Source organism: Thermus sp. NMX2.A1 (assembly GCF_000511705.1).
Classification (GTDB): Bacteria; Deinococcota; Deinococci; order Deinococcales; family Thermaceae; genus Thermus; species Thermus scotoductus.
Map to the genome: position 1 here is coordinate 46,620 of NZ_ATNI01000063.1, position 18,747 is coordinate 65,366.

Sequence of the window (18,747 nt, forward strand, 5' to 3'; positions counted from 1 at the left end):
TAGAAAATGCCGCATCGCCATGTCAGATTTTCAAGGATAAACCCCAAACCCCCGGTTTCCCCCCGAAAGGAGAAGGGCCAGAACCTGAGGAAGCCTTTCCCTATGCTCCAGCACCGCCGCCAGGGGCAGGGCCCCGGTGGGCTCCACCACCTGCTTCGTGCGGGTGAAGAGGAGGCCCTCGGCCTCCAGGATGGCCTCCTCGCTCACGGTGAGGATGGCGTCCACCTTCCTCTTCAGGATGGGGAAGGTGTGCTGGCCCAAAGCCAGGGTCCTTACCCCGTCCGCCCGGGTTTGGGGGGCCTGGGAGAGGCGCACGATCTCACCCTTTTCCAGGCTCCTTCGGGCGTCGTCCGCCCCTTCCGGCTCCACCCCCAGGACCAGGGTGCTTGGGGAGAAGGCCTTCACCGCCGTGGCTACCCCGGCGATGAGCCCTCCTCCCCCCACCGGGACCAGGACGGCCTCCGGGAAAAGGCCCATCTCCCCCGCCTGGGCCATGAGCTCCAGCCCGGCGGTGCCCTGGCCGGCCATGACCAAGGGATCGTCAAAGGGGTGGATGAAGGCGTAGCCGGTTTCCTCCAGGAGGGCCTTGGCCACCTCCTCCCGGTTTTCCACCGTGACCCCCTGGTCCACCACCTGGGCCCCGTAGGCCCGGGCCGCCTCCTTCTTGTAGGGGTTTGCCTCCTCGGGCATGACGATGAGGGCCTTGACCCCCAGGATCCGGGCGGCGTAGGCCACCCCCTGGGCGTGGTTGCCGCTACTCACCGCAAGAAGCCCCTTGGGGTTTTCCAGGGTCAGGGCCTTGGCAAGGGCCCCCCGGGCCTTGAAGCTTCCGGTTTTTTGCAGGTGCTCGGCCTTGAGGAGGAGGCGCTTGCCCAGTAGCTCATCCATGAGCCTCGAGGTGAGGAGGGGGGTGCGGTGGATGTAGGGGCGGATGCGCTGGTAGGCGGCATGGATCTCGGTAAGCTCCACACCTCTTTATACCGCGCCCGGGTGGACACGCCCTTCGCTCCGCGCTAAAGTGGTAGGGGTATGGACTTCCTTTACACCTTGGTCATCCTTCTTTACCTGGGCGTGGCGGGGCTTTTGGTCTACCTGGTCCTGGTGCAGGAGCCCAAGCAGGGCGCCGGGGACCTCATGGGGGCTTCCGCGGATCTCTTCTCCGCCCGCGGGGTCACGGGGGGGCTTTACCGCCTGACGGTGATCCTCGGGGTCATCTTCGTGGCCCTGGCTCTCCTCATCGGCCTCTGGACCCGTTGACAAAAGCCTTCCCCCTCGGTACCATAGGCGTTGCCTGGGGCCGTGGCGCAGTTGGGAGCGCGCCTCAATGGCATTGAGGAGGTCAGGGGTTCGAATCCCCTCGGCTCCACCAGGAACCCCCTGGGGAAACCCAGGGGGTAAGGCTTTTACCGTAAGGCCCGGATCCCCAAAAGGAGGAAGAGCAGGTTGGCCCCTCAAGCTCGAGGTGGCGGGGTAGCTTCCTGGTTGCTTGAAGTAAGCGGTTGGGTTGGGTATAGTAGAAAGCCGGTAGCCCCTTCGGGGGCTTTGGGAAGGGGAAGCCATGTTCGCAATCGTCAAGACCGGTGGCAAGCAGTACCGGGTGGAGCCCGGGTTGAAGCTTAGGGTGGAGAAGCTAAAGGCCGAGCCCGGGAGCCAGGTGGAGCTTCCCGTCCTTCTCCTTTCCGGGGAGAAGACGGTGGTGGGGGCTCCCTTCGTGGAAGGGGCCAAGGTGGTGGCCGAGGTGTTGGGCCACGGCAAGGGCAGGAAGATCACCATCTCCCGCTTCAAGGCCAAGGTGCAGTACCGCAGGAAGAAGGGGCACCGCCAGCCCTACACGGAGATCCTCATCAAGGAGATTCAGGGGTGAGCCATGGCACATAAAAAGGGTTTGGGTTCCACCAAAAACGGCCGGGACTCCCAGGCTAAGCGCCTAGGGGTGAAGCGGTACGGGGGCCAGGTGGTGAGGGCCGGGAACATCCTGGTCCGCCAGCGGGGCACCCAGTTCAAACCCGGCAAGAACGTGGGCATGGGCCGGGACTTCACCCTCTTCGCCCTGGTGGACGGGGTGGTGGAGTTCCAGGATAAGGGGCGGCTCGGCCGCTACGTGCACGTGCGTCCCTTGGCGTAGACCCAAGGGACGGCTTGGATGTTCCGGGATGTCCTGACCATCACCGTCGCCGCCGGTAAGGGGGGCGACGGTGCCATTTCCTTCCGCCGGGAGAAGTTCGTGCCCAAAGGGGGGCCCGACGGGGGGGATGGGGGACGAGGAGGGAGCGTGTACCTGCGGGCCAGGGGAAGCGTGGACTCCCTCTCGGAGCTTTCCAAGCGCACCTACAAGGCGGAGGACGGGGAGCACGGCAAGGGAAGCGGCCAGCATGGCCGTGCGGGCCAGGACCTCTACATCGAGGTGCCCCGGGGAACCCGGGTCTACGATGCGGACACCGGGGAGCTCTTAGGGGACCTCACGGAGGAGGGCCAGGTCCTCCTGGTGGCCAAGGGGGGGGAGGGAGGCCGGGGGAACATGCACTTCGTCACCCCCACCCGCCAGGCCCCCCGCTTCGCCGAGGCGGGGGAGGAAGGGGAAAAGCGGAGGCTTCGCCTCGAGCTCATGCTCATCGCCGACGTGGGCCTGGTGGGCTACCCCAACGCCGGCAAGTCCAGCCTGCTTTCGGCCACCACCCGGGCCCATCCCAAGATCGCCCCCTACCCCTTCACCACCCTAAGCCCCCACCTGGGGGTGGTGGAGGTGGGGGAGGAGGAAGGGGAGCGCTTCACCCTGGCGGATATCCCCGGGATCATCGAGGGGGCAAGCCAGGGGAAGGGCCTGGGCCTGGAGTTCCTGCGCCACATCGCCCGCACCCGGGTGTTGCTCTACGTTCTGGACGTCGCCGAGGAGCCCTTAAAGACCTTCCGCACCCTGCGCAAGGAAATAGAGGCTTACGACCCCGCTCTCCTCAGGCGGCCTGGCCTCATCGCCTTGAACAAGGTGGACCTCCTCACCCCCAAGGAGGTGGAGGAGAGGGTGGCGGAGCTGGCCCAGGAGGGGCTTCCCGTTCTGCCGGTGAGCGCCCTCACGGGGGAGGGTTTGGCGACGTTGAAGGAAGCCCTCCTCAGCTTGGTGAAGGCCACCCCGGCCCCCGAGCTTCCCAGGCCAGCCCCCAGGGTTCTCGTGGAGGCAGGGGTGGAGGTGGTGCCCCTGGAGGAAGGAGTGTACGAGGTGCGCTCCCCTGCCCTGGAGCGGTACCTGAGCCGGCTCAAGGGGGATCTCTCCGAGGCGGCGGGCTACCTGCAGGAGGTCTTCCGGCGCCAGGGGGTGGAGGCGGCCCTCAAGGCCAAGGGGGTGCGGGCGGGGGATATCGTGCGGATAGCGGGGCGGGAGTTTGAGTACATCCCGGGGTAAAGGCGGCTTGACCACGGAGGTTGAACCTTGCGCATAGGCCTTTTCGGCGGGAGCTTCGATCCCATCCACCTGGGGCACCTTTTGGCGGCGGCGGAGGCTCGGGCAGCCTTGGGGCTGGACCTGGTCCTCTTTGTGGTGGCGGCCCGCCCCCCCCACAAGACCCCGGTGGCCCCGGCGGAGGCCCGCTACGAGATGGTCCTCCTGGCCACGGCGGAGGAGAAGGGGTTCTTGGCCTCGAGGCTGGAGCTGGACCGGCCGGGCCCAAGCTACACCGTGGACACCCTAAGGGAGGCCAGGAGGCTTTTCCCGGAGGATGAGCTCTTCTTCATCACCGGGGCCGATGCCTACCGGGATATCCTCACCTGGAAGGAAGGGCACCGGCTTCATGAGCTGGCCACCTTAGTGGCCGTGGCCCGGCCCGGCTACCCCTTGGAGGGGATGCCGGTGCCCGTGGTGCCTTTGCTGGTGCCCGAGGTGGGGATATCCAGCACGGAGATCCGGAGGCGGATCCGGGAAGGAGAGAGCACCCGCTTCTGGGTGCCCAGGCCCGTGGAGGTGTACCTTGAAAAGCACGGTCTCTACCGCTGAGCTGGAGGAGAGGGTAAAGGCCTTGGTCCGGCCGGAAAGGTGGGCGCACATCCAGAGGGTGGCGGCCCTGGCCCAGGAGATCGCCCTTAAAAACGGCCTGGATGGGGAGCGGGCTTACCTGGCGGGGCTTCTCCACGACGCCGCCCGGGACCTGGGGGAGGAGGAGCTCCTTAGACTGGCCCCCCCGGAGAACGAGGTGGAAAGGGCTCATCCCCTTTCCCTCCACGGCCGGGCGGCCCGGGTTCTGGCCGAGGCCTGGGGGGTAAAGGACGAGGAGGTTTTGGAGGCGGTGGAGGGGCACGTGTACGGGGTGGACCCCCAAAACGGCCTGGGCATGGCCCTCTACATCGCCGACATCTCCGAGCCCGGCCGGGGGGTGAACGGGGAGATCCGGGAGCTCGCCCTTTCGGGGAGGCTCCTCGAGGCCTACCGCCTGGCGGTGGGGAACAAGGTGGCCTACCTCACCGCCAAGGGCATCCCCCTGCACCCTAAGACCCTGGCCGTGTACCGCCGCTTGCAGGATGCGCCCTAGGCTTTCCCTCCTCCTCCTTTCCCTGGCCCTTTTCGCCCTCGGGGGGGTGCTCTCCTGGCCGCGGCCGGGAGAGGAGGAAGGAATGCGGCCCAGGAGGGCTGGGGCCTTGCCCGAGATGGGGGTGGTGGTGGCGGCCCGGGACATCGAGTACTGCGGCTACCACACCCCATGCGGCCCGGGAAGCCGCACGGACACCATCTTCTACGTGCGCCTTAGGGGAGGGGAGGCCAGGGCCTTGGCCATTCCCCGGGACCTCTATAGCCCGGTGGTGGGGGGCAAGATCAACGCCGCCTACGCCCGGGGTGGGGCGGAGCTTTTTAAGCGGGCGGTGGCGGAGGCCACGGGCCTGGTGGTGGAAAGGCACCTCATCCTCACCCTGGAAAGCGTGGCCCGGGTGGTGGACGCCGTGGGGGGGGTGGAGGTCTACCTGGAGCGCCCCATGCGCTACACCGACCGGGCGGCGAGGCTTTTCATCGACTTCCCCGCGGGAAGGCTTCACCTAAACGGGGAGGAGGCGGTGAAGTACATGCGCTTCCGCCACGACGCCCTGGGGGATTATGCCCGGCTGGACCGCATCAAGGGGGTGGTATCCCAGGTGCTCAAGAAGGCCCAGGACCCCCGCACCTGGCCGGCCTTGGCCCTGGCCCTAAGGGAGGCCTGGCGGGAGCTGGACACCGATCTTTCCCTGGATGAGGTTTTGGCCTATCTGCCCGGGGTCCAGGGCCTGAGGCTTTCCGTGGCCACCCTGCCCACCCGCGAGGGGAGGGGGACCTTCCTCCTGGTGGACGAGGAAGCCCGGGCCCAGGTCCTGGCCCAATGGATGGGGATGGCCCTGCCTTCCTCTCCGCCCCAAGTGCCCGTGCGCCTAAAGGGGGAAAGGAGCCTGATCCTTTGGGGCCAAGCCCTTCTTGCCCGGGAGGGAATCGAGGCCCAGGTGGAGGAGGCGGAGGTGGCGCAGAGCGCGGTCTACACCAAGGACCTCGAGGCCGGAAGCTACTTCGCCGAGCTTTTCCACCTGCCCCTTCTTGCGCCCCACGGGCCGGTTCCCGGGGTGGTGGTGGAGCTCGGGCGGGACCTGGTACAATAGGGGTAGATGGTAAAGACCCTCGGTCAGCACGAAGGGCTAGATTTGCGTAAGCAAGAGGCAGTGGAGCTGGTAGCGAGGATCAAGGATCTCCTTGGGGAAAAGAAAGCGGAAAACGTGGTGGCCCTGGACCTGAGGGCGGTTTCGGAAAGCCTGGACTACTTCGTCCTAGCCAGCGCCACCAGCACCCCCCATCTTCAGGCCCTGGAGCGCCACGTGCAGGAGAAGCTGGAGGAGGAGGGGCTTCGCCCCAGGCCCACGGAGGGGCAGAGCCCCCGCTGGGTGGTCCTGGACTACGGGGAGGTGGTGGTCCACCTCATGACCCCTGAGGCCCGGGAGTACTACGACCTGGAGGGGTTCTGGGCGGACGCCGAGAGGATATGAGGACCCAGGCCCTGCGCCTAGTCCAGGGCCGAGTAGATGGCTTCTAGGTCCAAGGACATGTCCAGGCAGGGCAGGGGCACCTGGCCGCCGGCGTAGCGCTTCAGGCTGAAGCCCTTCCCCTCGCGGAAATACCCTTCGAGGCCCTTCCTTTCCGGGTCCAGGAGCAGATAGGCCTGGAGGCTTTCCAGATTCAGATAGGCCCGCATCTTCTCCCAGCGGTCCTGGGCCTCCGTGGAAGGGGAGAGGACCTCCAGGACCAGGCAGGGGCGTTCTTCCAAAAAGGGGTTTTCCCCTGGAGGGCCGCAAACCACCATGAGATCGGGGTAGTAGACGGTGTCGGGGGCCACCTTGAGCTTAAAGGTTTCCGCATGGACCCGGCACCCCTTTTCCCGGGCCCGGGGGAAAAGGGCCGCCACCAGGGCCACCACCAGGAGGTTGTGGCGGCGGCTGGCCCCGGCCATGGCTCTCGGGAAGCCCCGGACCAGCTCGTGGCGCACAGGGCTTCGGGCCTCCTCCTCCAGGTAGGCCTCGAGGGTCAGGGGGCGCTGGACTTCCGCGGGCTCGGCCATCTGCCCTCATTTTATCCGGGGTGGGGCTAAAGGCCCCATGATGAAGCGCTGGAAGAGGAGGTAAAACCCCAGGTAGACGAGGATCTGGAACCACATGCTCTGGGCCCAGGCAAGGCCCAGGACACCGGTAAACAGGATGAGGAGGGTGGCCGCCATCACCACCAAGGTGGTGCGGAAGAAGATGCCGGGGAAGTACTTGAGGGCTTCGCGGAAGGTCTTGGGCCGCCTCTCCTCCCACTCCTTCAGGGCCTTTTTCTTGAGCTTTTCCTCGCGCTTTTTCCTGCCCACGGGGAAAGTATACTTAAGCCCGTGAAGGTGGCGCACACCGTGGCCGAGTTAAGGCAGGCCCTCCCCCGGGAGGGGGTGGGGTTTGTCCCCACCATGGGCTACCTCCACCGGGGGCACCTGGCCCTGGTGGAAAGGGCCCGGAAGGAGAACCCCTTCGTGGTGGTCTCCATCTTCGTCAACCCCTTGCAGTTTGGCCCCGGGGAGGACTACCACCGTTACCCCCGGGACCTTAAGCGGGATCAGGCCCTTTTGGAGGAGGCGGGGGTGGACCTCCTCTTCGCCCCCGGCGTGGAGGAGATGTACCCCCAAGGCTTTGCCACCCGGGTATCGGTGGAGGGGCCCCTTACCGCCCTTTGGGAAGGGGAGGTGCGCCCCGGCCACTTCCAGGGGGTGGCCACGGTGGTGGCCAGGCTTTTCCTCCTGGTGGGGCCAAGCCGGGCCTACTTTGGCGAAAAGGACTACCAGCAGCTTCTGGTGGTCCGCAAGATGGTGCGGGACCTGGGCTTTCCCCTGGAGGTGGTGGGGGTGCCCACGGTGCGGGAGGAGGATGGCCTGGCCCTTTCCAGCCGCAACGTCTACCTGTCCCCGCAAAGGCGCAAGGAGGCCACGGTCCTCTACCGGGCCCTTTTGGCCATGCGGGAAGCGGCCCTAAGGGGTGAGGGTGTGGCCGAGGCCTTGGAAAGGGGTGAGGAAGTGCTTAGGGAAGCTCCGGAGTTTCGGCCAGACTATTTGGCCATCGTCCACCCCCAAACCCTTTTGCCCCTTTCCCGCTTTGTGCCCGGAGCCAGGGGGATTGTGGCGGGCCGCTTCCCCGAGGTGCGCCTGATCGATAACCTGGAGGTGTACCCATGAGCGAGGCTTCCCCCCAGGAGGGCAAGCAGAGCCTCTTGGAGATGTTCAAGGCTATGGTCCAGGCCCGGGCCTCGGATATCCACCTGCAGGCGGGGGCCCCGCCCGTGATCCGGGTGGACGGCAAGCTGAAGCCCTTCGGCAACCGCCCCCTATCCCCCAAGGACACGGAGGCCATCGCCAAAGCCCTCCTCACCCCGGAGCAATGGGAGGAGATGGAGTACCGCAAGGAGATGGACTTCGCCTACACCATCCCCGGGGTGGCCCGCTTCCGCTGCAACCTCCTGAGGCAGAGGGGAAGCTTCGGCCTGGTGATGCGGGTGGTTTCCGAGGTCATCCCCAGCTTCGAGGCCCTGGGCCTGCCCCGGGAGGTGATGGAGGGGCTGGCGGCCAAGGAGCGGGGGCTCATCCTGGTGACGGGTCCTACCGGAAGTGGCAAAAGCACCACCTTGGCTGCCATCATCGACCACATCAACCTGCACTACGCCAAGAACATCATCACCATTGAGGACCCCATAGAGTTCCTGCACAGGCATAAGAAGAGCCTGGTGGTGCAGCGGGAGGTGGGGCTGGACACGGATAGCTTCTACTCCGGGATCAAGTACGCCATGCGCCAGGACCCGGACGTGATCCTCATCGGGGAGATGCGGGACAAGGAGACGGTGGAGGCCGCCCTCATGGCGGCCCAGACCGGGCACCTGGTGCTTTCCACCCTGCACACCCTGGACGCGGGGCGGACCATCAACCGCATCATCGAGTTCTTCCCCTTGCACGAGCACCAGCAGGTGCGCATCCTCCTGGCGGAGTCCCTTCTCGGCATCCTCTCCCAGCGCCTCCTCCCCCGGGCGGACGGGAAGGGGAGGGTTTTGGCCCTCGAGGTTCTCATCGCCACGCCCTACGTGCGGGAGCTCATCAAGGATGAGGACAAGACCCCCCAGATCAAGGAGGCCATGATGGAGGGCTCCATCCACGGGATGCACACCTTCGACCAGCATTTGGTGGAGCTCTACAGCCAGGGGCTCATCTCCCTGGAGGACGCCCTCTCCGCCGCCACTAGCCCCCACGAGTTCAGGCTCCTCCTCACCAAGGCCACGGGACAGGCGTACTGAGAAGGTGGCTTAGGACTTTAAGAGGAGGAGGTTAAGGCCCGGGAAACGGAGAAAGTCCTGGTCAAAGGTAACCAGTCGGTATCCCCCGGCAAGGGCAAAGGCAGCCAGATAGGCGTCGGTCCAATGACGGTAGCCAAAACCCTGGGCCACCAAGAAGGACAAGGCGTCTTCCAAACCCTCAGGCTCCTCCACCACGGGAACGCCCGCGGGGCCCCGTAGCTCCCGGTAGACACGCCAGGCTTCCCCCACCTCCAGGGGCTTTCCTCCCATGGCCTTTGGGTTGGTGAGGAGGCGCAAAAGCCCCAAGGCGGTCACGCGGACCAGGACAGGTTCCGCGGCTACCCCCCAGTAGCGCTGGGCCTCGGGGTGAAAGGGATGCTCCGGCACCAAGAGGGCGAACCAAAGGTTAAGGTCCGGGAGGTCCATCCTCTAAAAGCTCCCAAAGTTCTGTCCCCGTCCAGGAGGGAATCTGGCGGCCAGCCGGGGGGATCTTGGGTAAAGGACGGGGCTGGCGCTGGGCCTGGCGGCGAAGGCCCTCCTCCAGGTAGCGGATCACCAGCTCCCGTAGGGTTTTCCCCTCCTTGGCTGCCTGGAGTTTGAGGTGGCGGTACAGTGGGTCAGGGAGGTCCAGGGTGGTGCGCATAAAAGCATATTAGCACATTAACCAGACAGGCCAACGCCCACGCACGCCCCGGACCGGTGGGGATCACCGGGTACGCCTCCCCGTCCAGAAGTTCCACCCCCGTGACCCCCTGGAAGAGGCGCTCGAACTCCTCGATCCCAAACCGGTACCGCTGGGCCATGGCCCTAGCGTAGCATGGGGGCATGAACCCGGTGCAGTTCATCCGCGAGAAGCGGGAGGGCCTGAAGCACAGGCGGGAGGACCTGAAGGCTTTCCTCGAGGGCTACCTGAAGGAAGAGGTGGCGGACTACCAGGTATCCGCCTGGCTCATGGCTGCCTTCCTGAGGGGCCTGGACCCGGAGGAAACCCTATGGCTTACGGAAACCATGGCCTACTCAGGGAGGGTCCTGGACCTCTCCCACCTGCCCCACCCCGTGGACAAGCACTCCTCCGGGGGGGTGGGGGACAAGGTGAGCCTGGTGGTGGGGCCCATCCTGGCGGCGGCGGGGTGCACCTTCGCCAAGATGTCGGGCCGGGGCCTGGCCCACACCGGGGGGACCATCGACAAGCTGGAGTCGGTGCCGGGCTGGCGGGGGGAGATGACGGAAGGGGAGTTTCTGGAAAGGGCCGAGCGCATTGGGCTGGTCATCGCTGCCCAAAGCCCGGACCTGGCCCCCTTGGACGGCAAGCTCTACGCCCTAAGGGATGTCACGGCCACGGTGGAGAGCATCCCCTTGATCGCCAGCTCCATCATGAGCAAGAAGCTGGCGGCCGGGGCCAGGAGCATCGTCTTGGACGTAAAGGTGGGCAAGGGGGCTTTCATGAAGACCCTGGAGGAAGCCCGGCTTCTCGCCAAGACCATGGTGGGGATCGGCCAGGGGGCGGGGCGAAGGGTTAGGGCCCTCCTCACCAGCATGGAGGCCCCCCTGGGTCGGGCGGTGGGGAACGCCATAGAGGTCCGGGAGGCCATAGAGACCCTGAAGGGAAAGGGACCGGAGGACCTTTTGGAGGTGGCCCTGCGCCTTGCGGAGGAGTCCTTACGGCTTGAGGGGCTGGACCCAAGCCTGGCCCGTAGGGCCTGGGAAAGCGGCAAGGCGCTGGAAAGGTTCCAGGCCTTCCTCGAGGCCCAGGGGGGAAATCCCCGGGTGGTGGAGGACTTTTCCCTGCTTCCCCTGGGGGAGGAGCTTCCCCTCGCCTCGGAGAAGGAGGGCGTGGTGCAGGAGGTGGATGCCTACCGGGTGGGCCTGGCGGTCTTGGCCCTGGGGGGCGGGCGTAGGAAGAAGGGGGAGGCCATCGACCACGGGGTGGGGGTCTATCTGCTGAAAAAGCCCGGGGACCGGGTGGAAAGGGGGGAGGTTCTGGCCCTGGTCTACCACCGCGGGAAGGGCCTGGAGGAAGCCCTGGCCCACTTAAGGGAGGCCTTCCAGCTGGGACTTTCGGCAAGCCCCCTGCCCCTGGTCCTGGATGCTTTGCCCTGAGGCCGCGATAGGGTTGCGCGGGGCAGGTGGCGGTGGGGTGGGGTGTACAGGGTATACTCTTCCGGATGAAGCGGCAGCCTAGGAGGCCCTTGCGCTATACCCTTCTCCTCGCCCGAAGCGGCGGGGGGAGCCGGGCGGTGTCCCTGCCGGGGTGGGCCGTGGCCCTCTTCTTGGCCCTCCTAACCCTTTGGACCGGGGCCAACCTCTACCTCTGGCATAAGAGCCGGGAGGCCCGAACCCTGGAGGTTCGCCTCCAGGCTCTTTCCCAGGAGGCCAGGAGGCTTTCCTTGGCCCTCGAGGCGGAGCGGGCCAAAAACGGGGCCCTTTCGGAGGAGGCCAGGCGCACCAAGAAGGAGCTTGAGGAGATCAAGAAAGCCATAGAGGAGCTCCGCCGCCGGGCGGGGCTTTCCCCTTTAAACGCCCTTCCCGTGCGCTACCAGGAAGGGGGCCAGGGGGGTGGGGCTGTGGCTTCCTCCGAGGAGTCCCTGGCGGGCTGGGCGGAGGTGCGGGCCGAGGCCCTGGACCTAAGGAACCAGCTTAAGGAGGTGGTGCCGGCCCTGGAAAGGACCCTGGAGGTGGAGCGAAGCCTCCCCCGGGGCCTACCTCTAAGGGGCTACGAGGGGGTTACCTCCTTCTTTGGTATGCGCAAGAACCCCTTCGGCCCGGGGTATGAGTTCCACGACGGCCTGGACCTCTCCGCTCCCTACGGCGCCCCCGTCTACGCCACGGGAAGCGGGGTGGTGGCCCGGGCTGGCTGGATGGGGGCCTATGGCCTCGCCGTCCTCCTGGACCACGCCGAGGGGTACCAGAGCCTCTATGGCCACCTTTCCCGCATCCTGGTGCGTCCCGGGCAGAGGGTGGAGAAGGGGCAGGTCCTGGGGTACGTGGGCTCCACGGGCCGCTCCACCGGTCCCCATCTCCACTACGGCGTCTACCGCTACGGGTCCCCCGTGGACCCGAGGCCCTACCTAGACCCCCTTTGGGCCTCCCGTTAAAATGGGGCGGATGCTGGGGAGAAGGCAGGCGGGGACCCTCACCTACCTGGGGTCCGACACCGAGGTCCTGGGGGACCTGAGGGCCAAGGGCCAGGTGCGCATCGACGGCCTGGTCAAAGGCTCGGTCTACGTGGAAGGGGAGCTGGAGGTGGGCCGCACGGGCCGGGTGGAAGGGGAAAGGGTGGAGGCAGGAAGCGTCCAGATCCACGGGGAGGTGAAGGCGGACCTGGTGGCCCAGAAGGTGAGCCTTTCCAAGACGGCCCGCTTCACCGGCACGGTGCGGGCCCAGGCCCTGGACGTGGAGGCGGGAGCGGTCTTCATCGGCCAGAGCCTGGCGGGGGAGACCAGGGCCCTCGAGGCTCCCAAGGAGGCATAAGCGTGGCCCTGGAGCGGCTTTTCCGAAGAAAAAGGCCCAGCGGGGGGAACCGGGATGTCCCCGAGCTCTGGACCAAGTGCGAGGCCTGCGGGGCCCAGCTCTACAAGAAGGAGTTCCGGGAAAACCTCTACGTCTGCCCCAAGTGCGGCCACCACCACCGGGTGCCCGCTTCCGAAAGGGTGGAGATGCTGGCGGACCCCGGCACCTTCCAGGAGATCACCGGGCTTAGGCCCCTGGATCCCTTAGGCTTCGTGGACACCAAGCCCTATGCGGAAAGGCTCAGGGCCTACCAGGAGGAAACCGGTCGCAAGGACGCCATCCTGGGGGGCACCTGCACCATCGGCGGGGTGCCTGCGGTCCTTCTGGTGATGGACTACGCCTTCGCCGGGGGGTCCATGGGGAGCGTGGTGGGGGAGGAGATCGCCCGGGGGGCGGAACGGGCGGCGGCGGAGGGCCGGGCCCTGGTGATCGTGGCGGCCTCGGGCGGGGCCAGGATGCAGGAGGCGGCCCTTTCCCTCATGCAGATGGCCAAGACGGTGATGAGCCTGGACCGCCTCTGGGAGAAGCGCCTTCCCTATGTTTCCATCCTCACCGATCCCACCACCGGGGGAGTCACCGCCAGCTTCGCCGCCCTGGCCGACGTGATCTTCGCCGAGCCCGGGGCCCTGATCGGCTTTGCCGGGCCCAGGGTCATCCGCCAGACCATCCGCCAGGAGCTCCCCGAGGGCTTCCAGCGCTCGGAGTTTTTGCTGAAGCACGGGATGGTGGACCGGGTTACCGATCGCAGGAAGCTCAAGGGCGAGCTGGTCCGGGCCCTTCGTCATCTGCACCCTGGAGTTCCCTATGCCGTTGGAGTTTGAAAAGCCCATCCTGGAGCTGGAAAGACGCATCGCCGAGCTAAGGGAGACGGCCCGCACCACGGGGGTGGACCTCGAGGCGGAGATTCGCCTTTTGGAGGACCGCCTGGCCAGGCTCAAGGAGGAGGTCTACGGGAGCCTCAACGCCTGGCAGAGGGTGCAGCTGGCCCGGGCCCCGGGCCGCCCCACCACCCTGGACGTCCTGGAGAAGGCCTTCCAGGACTTTTTGGAGCTCCATGGGGACCGGGCCTTCGCCGACGATCCCGCCATCGTGGGGGGGCTCGCCTACTTGGAGGGGCAGAAGGTGGTGGTGGTGGGCCACCAGAAGGGGCGGGACACCAAGGAAAACCTCCACCGTAACTTCGGCATGCCCCACCCCGAGGGGTACCGCAAGGCCATGCGCCTCATGGACCTGGCGGACCGGTTCGGCTATCCCTTCCTCTCCTTCATCGACACCCCGGGGGCCTACCCGGGGGTTTCCGCGGAGGAGCGGGGCCAGGCCTGGGTCATCGCCCAGAGCATCCAGCGCATGAGCCGCCTGAAGGTGCCCGCCATCGCCCTCATCCTGGGGGAGGGGGGTAGCGGGGGGGCCCTGGCCATCGGGGTGGCCAACCGGGTCCTCATCATGGAAAACGCCTGGTACTCGGTGATCAGCCCGGAGTCCTGCGCCGCCATCCTCTGGCGGGATGCCAAGGAGGCCCCCAAGGCCGCCGAGGCCTTGAAGCTCACCGCAAGGGACCTCCTGGCCCAGAAGGTGGTGGACGCTATCGTCCCCGAGCCCGAGGGCGGGGCCCACAAGGACCCCGACCAGGCCATCCGCAACATCAAGGAAGCCCTTCTGAAGACCCTCGAGGAGCTCAAAGGGCTTTCCCCGGAGGAGCTCTACCGGGACCGTTACCGCCGCTTCCGCACCCTTGGGGCCTACGCCGAGTCTTAAGGGGCCTTGTCCCTTTTCCCTCAGGATTTTCACAGGGAGGCTTTAGCCTGAGGGCGGAGGTGAGGATTATGCGGAAGCTCCTTTTGGCCATCCTGGGTTTTGGGGCGGCGTTGGCCCAGCAGATAAGCCCCCAGGGGATCATTGTGAATCCCGCGCCCACCGACCTTCAGGTGAAGGTCTGGGTGGACAAGGACCCCGGGAAACGGGGAGGTGCGGTTTACCAGATCGGTGAGCCCATCTTCATCTACGTGAACGTGAACCAGGATGCCTACGTCTACCTCTTCAACATCAATGCCGACGGCAGGATCGATCCCATCCTGCCCAACGCCTTTGAGCGGAATAACTTCCTCCGGGCCGGGGAAACCCGGCGCTTTCCCCCGGAAGGGGCCCGCTACCGCTACACGGTGACGGGTCCCGAGGGTGAGGACCGCATCCTGGCGGTGGCCAGCAAGCGCCCCCTTTCCCTGGGGGAGATCCTGGATGTGGAGCGCAATCAGGTGCGGGTCCAGGGGGCGGAAGGCCTGGCCCGGGCGCTTTCCATCGTGATTGAGCCCATCCCCGACAAGGACTGGGTCACCGACGTGGCCCGCTACTTCGTGGGCCGGGTCACAGCTCCCCCGCCCACCCCGGCCACGGCCACCCTGGTGGTGGACTCGAGGCCCGCTGGTGCCGAGGTCTACCTGGACGGGCGGATGAGCGGGCGCACTCCTGTTAGCCTCCAGGTGAACCCGGGCCGGCACGAGGTGGAGCTTAGGCTTGCCGGCTACCAGCCCTACCGGGTCACGCTGAACCCCAGGCCCGGGGAAAGGGTCCAGGTCTTCGCCCAGCTGGTGCCGGAGGCCAGGCAGGGGACCCTGGCCGTCACCTCCAGCCCTTCCGGGGCCGAGGTGTACGTGGAAGGAACCCTCAGGGGCCGCACGCCCCTTTCCCTAAGCCTGCCCGAGGGGCGGTATGCGGTGGAGCTTAGGGCGCCGGGCTACGAGCCCTACCAGGCCACGGTCCAGGTGCGAAGGGGCGAGACCACCCGGCTGGACGTGCGCCTGAACCCCGTCTCTCGCACCGGCATCCTTCTTCTGGAGTCCAGCCCCACGGGAGCCGAGGCCTACGTGAACGGCACCTTGCGGGGCCGTACCCCCTTGCGCCTGGTGCTGGAGGAGGGAACCTACCAGGTGGAGCTCAAGGCCCCGGGTTACGAGCCCTACCGGGCCACGGTGCGGGTGGAACGGGGCCGGGAAACCCGGGTTTCCGCCACCTTGAGGCCCATCCGCACGGGGGAGCTTTATCTGGAGGCCAGGCCCGAGGGGGCTGAGGTCTACATCGACGGCCGTTTGATGGGCCGGGCGCCTTTAAGGATGACCCTCGAGGCGGGTCTCCATGAGGTGCGGGTGGTGGCCCCAGGGTACGGGGAGTACCGGGCCCAGGTGGAGGTGCGCCCCGGGGAAAGCGTCAGGCTTTATGTGGAACTCGTTCCGGTGCGGGCGGTCTTGGAGCTTTACCTGAACGTGGAGGCCCGGGTCTTCCTGGATGGGAAGGAAGTGGGGGTGGCCAAGGGCGGTTACCTGCGCCTCGAGGCGCCCTTCGGCGAGCATGAACTTACCTTGGTGGCCCCTGGGTACCGCACCCTGGTGGAGACGGTACGCATCACCGGGAACCAGGTGCTGAGGTTTACCCTTAGGCCCCTCTGATGCCACCCCACCCCGGCGTCGCCGGGGTGGGGGCCCCGGCAAAACCTTTAGAGAAAAGAGGGGGTGTGGGGGAGCTATAATCCCCCGGTTTCCAAGATAGCCCTCAAGATACGCTAACGCGTGACACGGGCTGACCAAACCGGGGATTGCGGCCGCACGCGGCCGCATAGCTCCCCCACGTCCACCACAGGTGGACACGGATTTGGTACAGTGTAGAAGAAGCCAGCCATGCGCAAAGCCTTCAAATACCGCCTGTACCCCACCCAGCCCCAACAAAAAGACCTGGAGCGCACCCTCTCGCTGTGCCGCCACCTCTACAACGCGGCCTTGCAGGAGCGTAGAGATGCCTACAAGAAGGCCGGGAGGACTGTCGGCTTCTACGAACAGAAGAGGTATCTGCCCGAGATACGGGCCGAGCTGCCGGAGTACAAGCACATTCATTCCCAGGTCTTGCAGAACGTCATCGAACGGGTGGACCTGGCGTTCAAGGGCTTCTTCCGTAGGGTCAAGGCGGGACAGAAAGCGGGATACCCCCGCTTCAAGGGGAAGGGGCGCTACGACTCCTTTACCTTCCCCCAGGCCTACGAAACCGGGGTCAAGCTCCAGGATGGGGGAAGGCGTGTACTCCTCCACGGGGGATTGGCTCCGTCAAGGTCAAGCTCCACCGCCCTTTGGAAGGGAAGATCAAGACGGCGACGGTTAAGCGGGAAGGCGAGCATTGGTACATCATCTTCATCACCGAGGTGGACCCCAAGCCTTTGCCTCCAAGCGAGGAGGCCATCGGCATAGACCTGGGCACCAACCCCCACTTCCTCGTTACCTCGGAGGGGGAGATGGTAGAGGCTCCCCGCCACTTCCAGAAAGCCGAGGAGAAGCTGGCCAAGGCCCAAAGGGAGCTTTCCCGGAAGAAGAAGGGAAAGAGCGGCAGGAAGAAGGCCAGGCTCAAGGTAGCCAAGCTCCACCGCAAGATCGCCAACCAGCGCAAAGACTTCCACCACAAGCTGGCCCGGAGGCTGGTCAATGCCTATGGAACCATTGTTCACGAAGACCTGAACATCCTTGCTCTCTCCCGCTCCTACGTTGCCAAAGGCATACACGACGCGGGCTGGGCCCAGTTTCTCGCAATCCTCGCCTACAAAGCGGAAGCTCACCGCGCAAGCGGTAGCGTTTTGGCTGGTAGGCGAGTCATCAAGGTAGACCCCAAGTACACCAGCCAGGACTGCCCGGTGTGCGGGCATAGGGAGAAGAAGCCTCTCTGGGTGCGGGCGTACACCTGTCCCCAGTGTGGGGCGCTTCTCCACCGAGATGTGGCCGCCGCTCAAAACATCCTGGCAAAGGCCTGGACGGGGCCTTCGGGGGAGACCCCGCGTGCTTTCCCGCAGGGAAACACCCCGAGAAGCCCTGGACTTTAGTCCGGGGAGTCGTCACCATAGGGGCGTGGAGGCCATTGTTCTGGGAGGCGGCGAGGAGGCGTGGGCCCGAAAGTATGGGGTGCGGAGCAAGGCCCTGGTGCCCTACCGGGGAAGGCCCATGGCGGAGTGGGTGCTTTCCGCCTTGAAGGAGGCGGGGCTTTCCGTGGTCTACGTGGGGGAGAACCCGGGGCTAAACCCCTCTCCTCGCTTGACCTTGCCGGACAGGGGAAGCCTGCTTGGGAACCTGGAGGCAGCCTTAGAGCAGGTGGAGGGACGGGTCCTGGTGGCCACCGCCGACATCCCCCACCTCACCCCGGAGGCGGTGCGATATGTGCTGGAAAGGGCCCCGGAGGCTGCCCTCGTCTACCCCATCGTGCCGAAGGAGGCGGTGGAGGCCCGTTTTCCCCACACCCGGCGCACCTACGCCCGCCTGCGGGAGGGGGTTTTCACCGGGGGGAACCTGGTGCTTCTGGATAAGGGGCTTTTCTACCAGGCCCTGCCCCTGGCCAAAAAGGTGGTGGCCTTAAGGAAGAAACCCTTGGCCCTGGCCCGGCTCATCGGTCTGGATATCCTCCTCAAGCTCCTTCTGAGTCGGCTTTCCCTCCCCGAGCTGGAGGGTAGGGCCAGGAGGATCCTGGGGGTGGAGGCCAAGGCCCTCATCACCCCTTACCCCGAGGTGGGGGTGGACGTGGACCGGGAGGAGGAACTGGTAAGCTAAGCCCATGCGCACGGTGAAGGAACTCCGCCTGGTCGGGCTTTTCGCCTATCTGGCCGCCTTGGTGCTGGGCCTTCTCTTCTCCTACCTCCTGCACTCCCTCCTCGGGGGTGGGGGCAGGCTGGGGTGGGAGAGCTTTAACTTTACCGGCCTCCTGGAGGGGCTGGGGTTTCTCCTCTTCTTCACCTTTGCCCTCTACGTGGCCAAGAAGGCGGTGCGGGTGCCCTGCACCACCCTGCTCACCGCCGGGCTTCTCTGGCCCACCCCGGCCCGCCGCCTGGCGAGGCCCCTGCCCCGGGTGGAGGCCCTCGAGGCCTACGAGGGCCGGGGGGTGGCCCTGTTGGTGCAGGAAGGGCGCCCGGTGGGGCTTTTGGGCCTCTCCGACCACATCCTCCCTTTGGAGGAGGTCCCCAGCGTGGAGGCTGAGGTGGCGGTCAGCGAGCTCTCCCCCCTCTTCCTGCGGCAACCCCTGGTCCTGGTGGTGAAGGGGGAAGAGGTGGTGGGGGCCATCTCCCGGGAGGCCTTCTTCCGCTACTTGGGGGCCTAGCCCCTTGACAGGAGGGTTTATCCCCTAAAATAGGGGGGAGGGTAGCTTAGGAGGTGAAGGATGCCGCACGTGATCTGTGAACCCTGCATCGGCGTAAAGGACCAGTCCTGCGTGGAGGTCTGCCCCGTGGAGTGCATCTACGACGGGGGGGATCAGTTCTACATCCACCCCGAGGAGTGCATCGACTGCGGGGCCTGCGTACCCGCCTGCCCGGTGAACGCCATCTTCCCCGAGGAGGATGTTCCCGAGCAGTGGAAGTCCTACATCGAGAAGAACCGCAAGCTGGCCGGTTTGGGCTAGGAGCTTTGGCCCAGAGCGGGCTT

At 66.2% G+C, this 18,747-nt stretch carries 26 protein-coding genes, 1 tRNA gene and 1 pseudogene; 22 read left to right on the forward strand and 6 right to left on the reverse strand.

The window, feature by feature from the left end:
* Positions 1–30: 30 nt before the first annotated feature.
* Entirely contained in the window at positions 31–969 is a 939-nt protein-coding gene (locus tag TNMX_RS07025) for a threonine/serine dehydratase (protein ID WP_038030755.1), read from the reverse strand.
* 60 nt (positions 970–1,029) lie between these two features.
* On the opposite strand from TNMX_RS07025, the gene secG reads away from it, so the two are divergent.
* The 9 genes from secG to rsfS all read left to right on the forward strand — a co-directional run bounded on the left by secG (position 1,030) and on the right by rsfS (position 5,985).
* Positions 1,030–1,257 carry a preprotein translocase subunit SecG gene (secG, locus tag TNMX_RS07030; RefSeq protein WP_038030757.1) on the forward strand — a complete coding sequence of 76 codons (228 nt, stop codon included), beginning with the start codon at positions 1,030–1,032 and terminating at the stop codon, positions 1,255–1,257.
* Positions 1,258–1,293: 36 nt separating this feature from the next.
* Positions 1,294–1,369, forward strand: a tRNA-Ala gene (locus TNMX_RS07035).
* A 189-nt stretch (positions 1,370–1,558) separates the two neighbouring features.
* Positions 1,559–1,864, forward strand: coding sequence for a 50S ribosomal protein L21 (rplU, locus tag TNMX_RS07040; RefSeq protein WP_038030758.1), 306 nt, complete (start codon positions 1,559–1,561; stop codon positions 1,862–1,864).
* Positions 1,865–1,867: 3 nt separating this feature from the next.
* Entirely contained in the window at positions 1,868–2,125 is a 258-nt protein-coding gene (rpmA, locus tag TNMX_RS07045; protein WP_015716231.1) for a 50S ribosomal protein L27, read from the forward strand.
* Positions 2,126–2,143: 18 nt separating this feature from the next.
* Positions 2,144–3,397 (forward strand): GTPase ObgE, encoded by a 1,254-nt coding sequence (obgE, locus tag TNMX_RS07050; protein ID WP_038030760.1) that lies wholly within the window; start codon positions 2,144–2,146, stop codon positions 3,395–3,397.
* Between the two features lie 27 nt (positions 3,398–3,424).
* Positions 3,425–3,985, forward strand: coding sequence for a nicotinate-nucleotide adenylyltransferase (gene nadD / locus TNMX_RS07055; RefSeq protein ID WP_038030762.1), 561 nt, complete (start codon positions 3,425–3,427; stop codon positions 3,983–3,985).
* The gene (yqeK, locus tag TNMX_RS07060) at positions 3,960–4,517 is read left to right on the forward strand and encodes a bis(5'-nucleosyl)-tetraphosphatase (symmetrical) YqeK (RefSeq protein WP_015716234.1); all 558 of its coding nucleotides are present in this window, start codon (positions 3,960–3,962) and stop codon (positions 4,515–4,517) included. The genes nadD and yqeK overlap by 26 nt, the downstream gene beginning before the upstream one ends.
* On the forward strand, positions 4,507–5,604 hold the full coding sequence (locus TNMX_RS07065; RefSeq protein ID WP_038030764.1) for an LCP family protein: 1,098 nt from the start codon (positions 4,507–4,509) through the stop codon (positions 5,602–5,604). The genes yqeK and TNMX_RS07065 overlap by 11 nt, the downstream gene beginning before the upstream one ends.
* A gap of 6 nt (positions 5,605–5,610) precedes the next feature.
* Complete coding sequence (rsfS, locus tag TNMX_RS07070; protein WP_019551193.1) at positions 5,611–5,985, forward strand: ribosome silencing factor; 375 nt, start codon at positions 5,611–5,613, stop codon at positions 5,983–5,985.
* A 17-nt stretch (positions 5,986–6,002) separates the two neighbouring features.
* On the opposite strand, the gene TNMX_RS07075 is transcribed toward rsfS, so the two are convergent.
* Positions 6,003–6,554, reverse strand: coding sequence for a Uma2 family endonuclease (locus tag TNMX_RS07075; protein ID WP_015716237.1), 552 nt, complete (start codon positions 6,552–6,554; stop codon positions 6,003–6,005).
* Between the two features lie 6 nt (positions 6,555–6,560).
* Positions 6,561–6,842: a hypothetical protein gene (locus TNMX_RS07080; RefSeq protein ID WP_038030816.1), complete on the reverse strand. Its 282-nt coding sequence runs from the start codon at positions 6,840–6,842 to the stop codon at positions 6,561–6,563.
* Positions 6,843–6,863: 21 nt separating this feature from the next.
* Here TNMX_RS07080 and panC point away from each other — a divergent pair, with 21 nt between their 5' ends.
* Together panC and TNMX_RS07090 are read left to right on the forward strand one after the other, a co-directional pair.
* Positions 6,864–7,694, forward strand: a complete 831-nt coding sequence (panC, locus tag TNMX_RS07085) for a pantoate--beta-alanine ligase (RefSeq protein ID WP_038030766.1) — start codon at positions 6,864–6,866, stop codon at positions 7,692–7,694.
* Positions 7,691–8,800 (forward strand): type IV pilus twitching motility protein PilT, encoded by a 1,110-nt coding sequence (locus tag TNMX_RS07090; RefSeq protein WP_038030768.1) that lies wholly within the window; start codon positions 7,691–7,693, stop codon positions 8,798–8,800. Before panC ends, TNMX_RS07090 begins: the two co-directional genes overlap by 4 nt.
* A gap of 9 nt (positions 8,801–8,809) precedes the next feature.
* Here TNMX_RS07090 and TNMX_RS07095 read toward each other — a convergent pair whose 3' ends face one another.
* From TNMX_RS07095 to TNMX_RS13015, 3 genes and pseudogenes are all read right to left on the reverse strand, one after another.
* The gene (locus TNMX_RS07095; RefSeq protein WP_038030770.1) at positions 8,810–9,226 is read right to left on the reverse strand and encodes a TA system VapC family ribonuclease toxin; all 417 of its coding nucleotides are present in this window, start codon (positions 9,224–9,226) and stop codon (positions 8,810–8,812) included.
* Positions 9,207–9,443, reverse strand: a complete 237-nt coding sequence (locus tag TNMX_RS07100; RefSeq protein ID WP_019551189.1) for a hypothetical protein — start codon at positions 9,441–9,443, stop codon at positions 9,207–9,209. Before TNMX_RS07100 ends, TNMX_RS07095 begins: the two co-directional genes overlap by 20 nt.
* Before the next feature lie 31 nt (positions 9,444–9,474).
* Positions 9,475–9,603: pseudogene (locus TNMX_RS13015) on the reverse strand (Uma2 family endonuclease); the annotation flags it as partial.
* Positions 9,604–9,625: 22 nt separating this feature from the next.
* Between TNMX_RS13015 and TNMX_RS07110 the strand changes: the two are divergent.
* From TNMX_RS07110 to TNMX_RS07155, 11 genes are all read left to right on the forward strand, one after another.
* On the forward strand, positions 9,626–10,900 hold the full coding sequence (locus TNMX_RS07110) for a thymidine phosphorylase (protein WP_038030776.1): 1,275 nt from the start codon (positions 9,626–9,628) through the stop codon (positions 10,898–10,900).
* Positions 10,901–10,965: 65 nt separating this feature from the next.
* Positions 10,966–11,895 carry a M23 family metallopeptidase gene (locus TNMX_RS07115; RefSeq protein WP_038030778.1) on the forward strand — a complete coding sequence of 310 codons (930 nt, stop codon included), beginning with the start codon at positions 10,966–10,968 and terminating at the stop codon, positions 11,893–11,895.
* Positions 11,896–11,905: 10 nt separating this feature from the next.
* Positions 11,906–12,271 (forward strand): polymer-forming cytoskeletal protein, encoded by a 366-nt coding sequence (locus TNMX_RS07120; RefSeq protein WP_038030780.1) that lies wholly within the window; start codon positions 11,906–11,908, stop codon positions 12,269–12,271.
* A 2-nt stretch (positions 12,272–12,273) separates the two neighbouring features.
* Positions 12,274–13,131 carry an acetyl-CoA carboxylase, carboxyltransferase subunit beta gene (gene accD / locus TNMX_RS07125; protein ID WP_038030782.1) on the forward strand — a complete coding sequence of 286 codons (858 nt, stop codon included), beginning with the start codon at positions 12,274–12,276 and terminating at the stop codon, positions 13,129–13,131.
* On the forward strand, positions 13,115–14,065 hold the full coding sequence (locus TNMX_RS07130) for an acetyl-CoA carboxylase carboxyltransferase subunit alpha (protein ID WP_038030784.1): 951 nt from the start codon (positions 13,115–13,117) through the stop codon (positions 14,063–14,065). The genes accD and TNMX_RS07130 overlap by 17 nt, the downstream gene beginning before the upstream one ends.
* Before the next feature lie 68 nt (positions 14,066–14,133).
* Positions 14,134–15,750, forward strand: a complete 1,617-nt coding sequence (locus TNMX_RS07135; RefSeq protein WP_038030787.1) for a PEGA domain-containing protein — start codon at positions 14,134–14,136, stop codon at positions 15,748–15,750.
* A 228-nt stretch (positions 15,751–15,978) separates the two neighbouring features.
* A complete protein-coding gene (locus tag TNMX_RS13290; RefSeq protein ID WP_253269380.1) occupies positions 15,979–16,539 on the forward strand; it encodes a helix-turn-helix domain-containing protein in 561 nt (186 codons plus the stop codon).
* Positions 16,422–17,162, forward strand: coding sequence for a transposase (locus TNMX_RS13295; RefSeq protein WP_253269381.1), 741 nt, complete (start codon positions 16,422–16,424; stop codon positions 17,160–17,162). Before TNMX_RS13290 ends, TNMX_RS13295 begins: the two co-directional genes overlap by 118 nt.
* Before the next feature lie 25 nt (positions 17,163–17,187).
* Positions 17,188–17,880 (forward strand): NTP transferase domain-containing protein, encoded by a 693-nt coding sequence (locus tag TNMX_RS07145; protein ID WP_038030798.1) that lies wholly within the window; start codon positions 17,188–17,190, stop codon positions 17,878–17,880.
* Positions 17,881–17,884: 4 nt separating this feature from the next.
* A complete protein-coding gene (locus TNMX_RS07150; protein ID WP_038030800.1) occupies positions 17,885–18,424 on the forward strand; it encodes a hypothetical protein in 540 nt (179 codons plus the stop codon).
* A 60-nt stretch (positions 18,425–18,484) separates the two neighbouring features.
* Positions 18,485–18,724, forward strand: coding sequence for a ferredoxin (locus TNMX_RS07155; protein WP_015716251.1), 240 nt, complete (start codon positions 18,485–18,487; stop codon positions 18,722–18,724).
* The last annotated feature ends 23 nt before the right edge of the window (positions 18,725–18,747 follow it).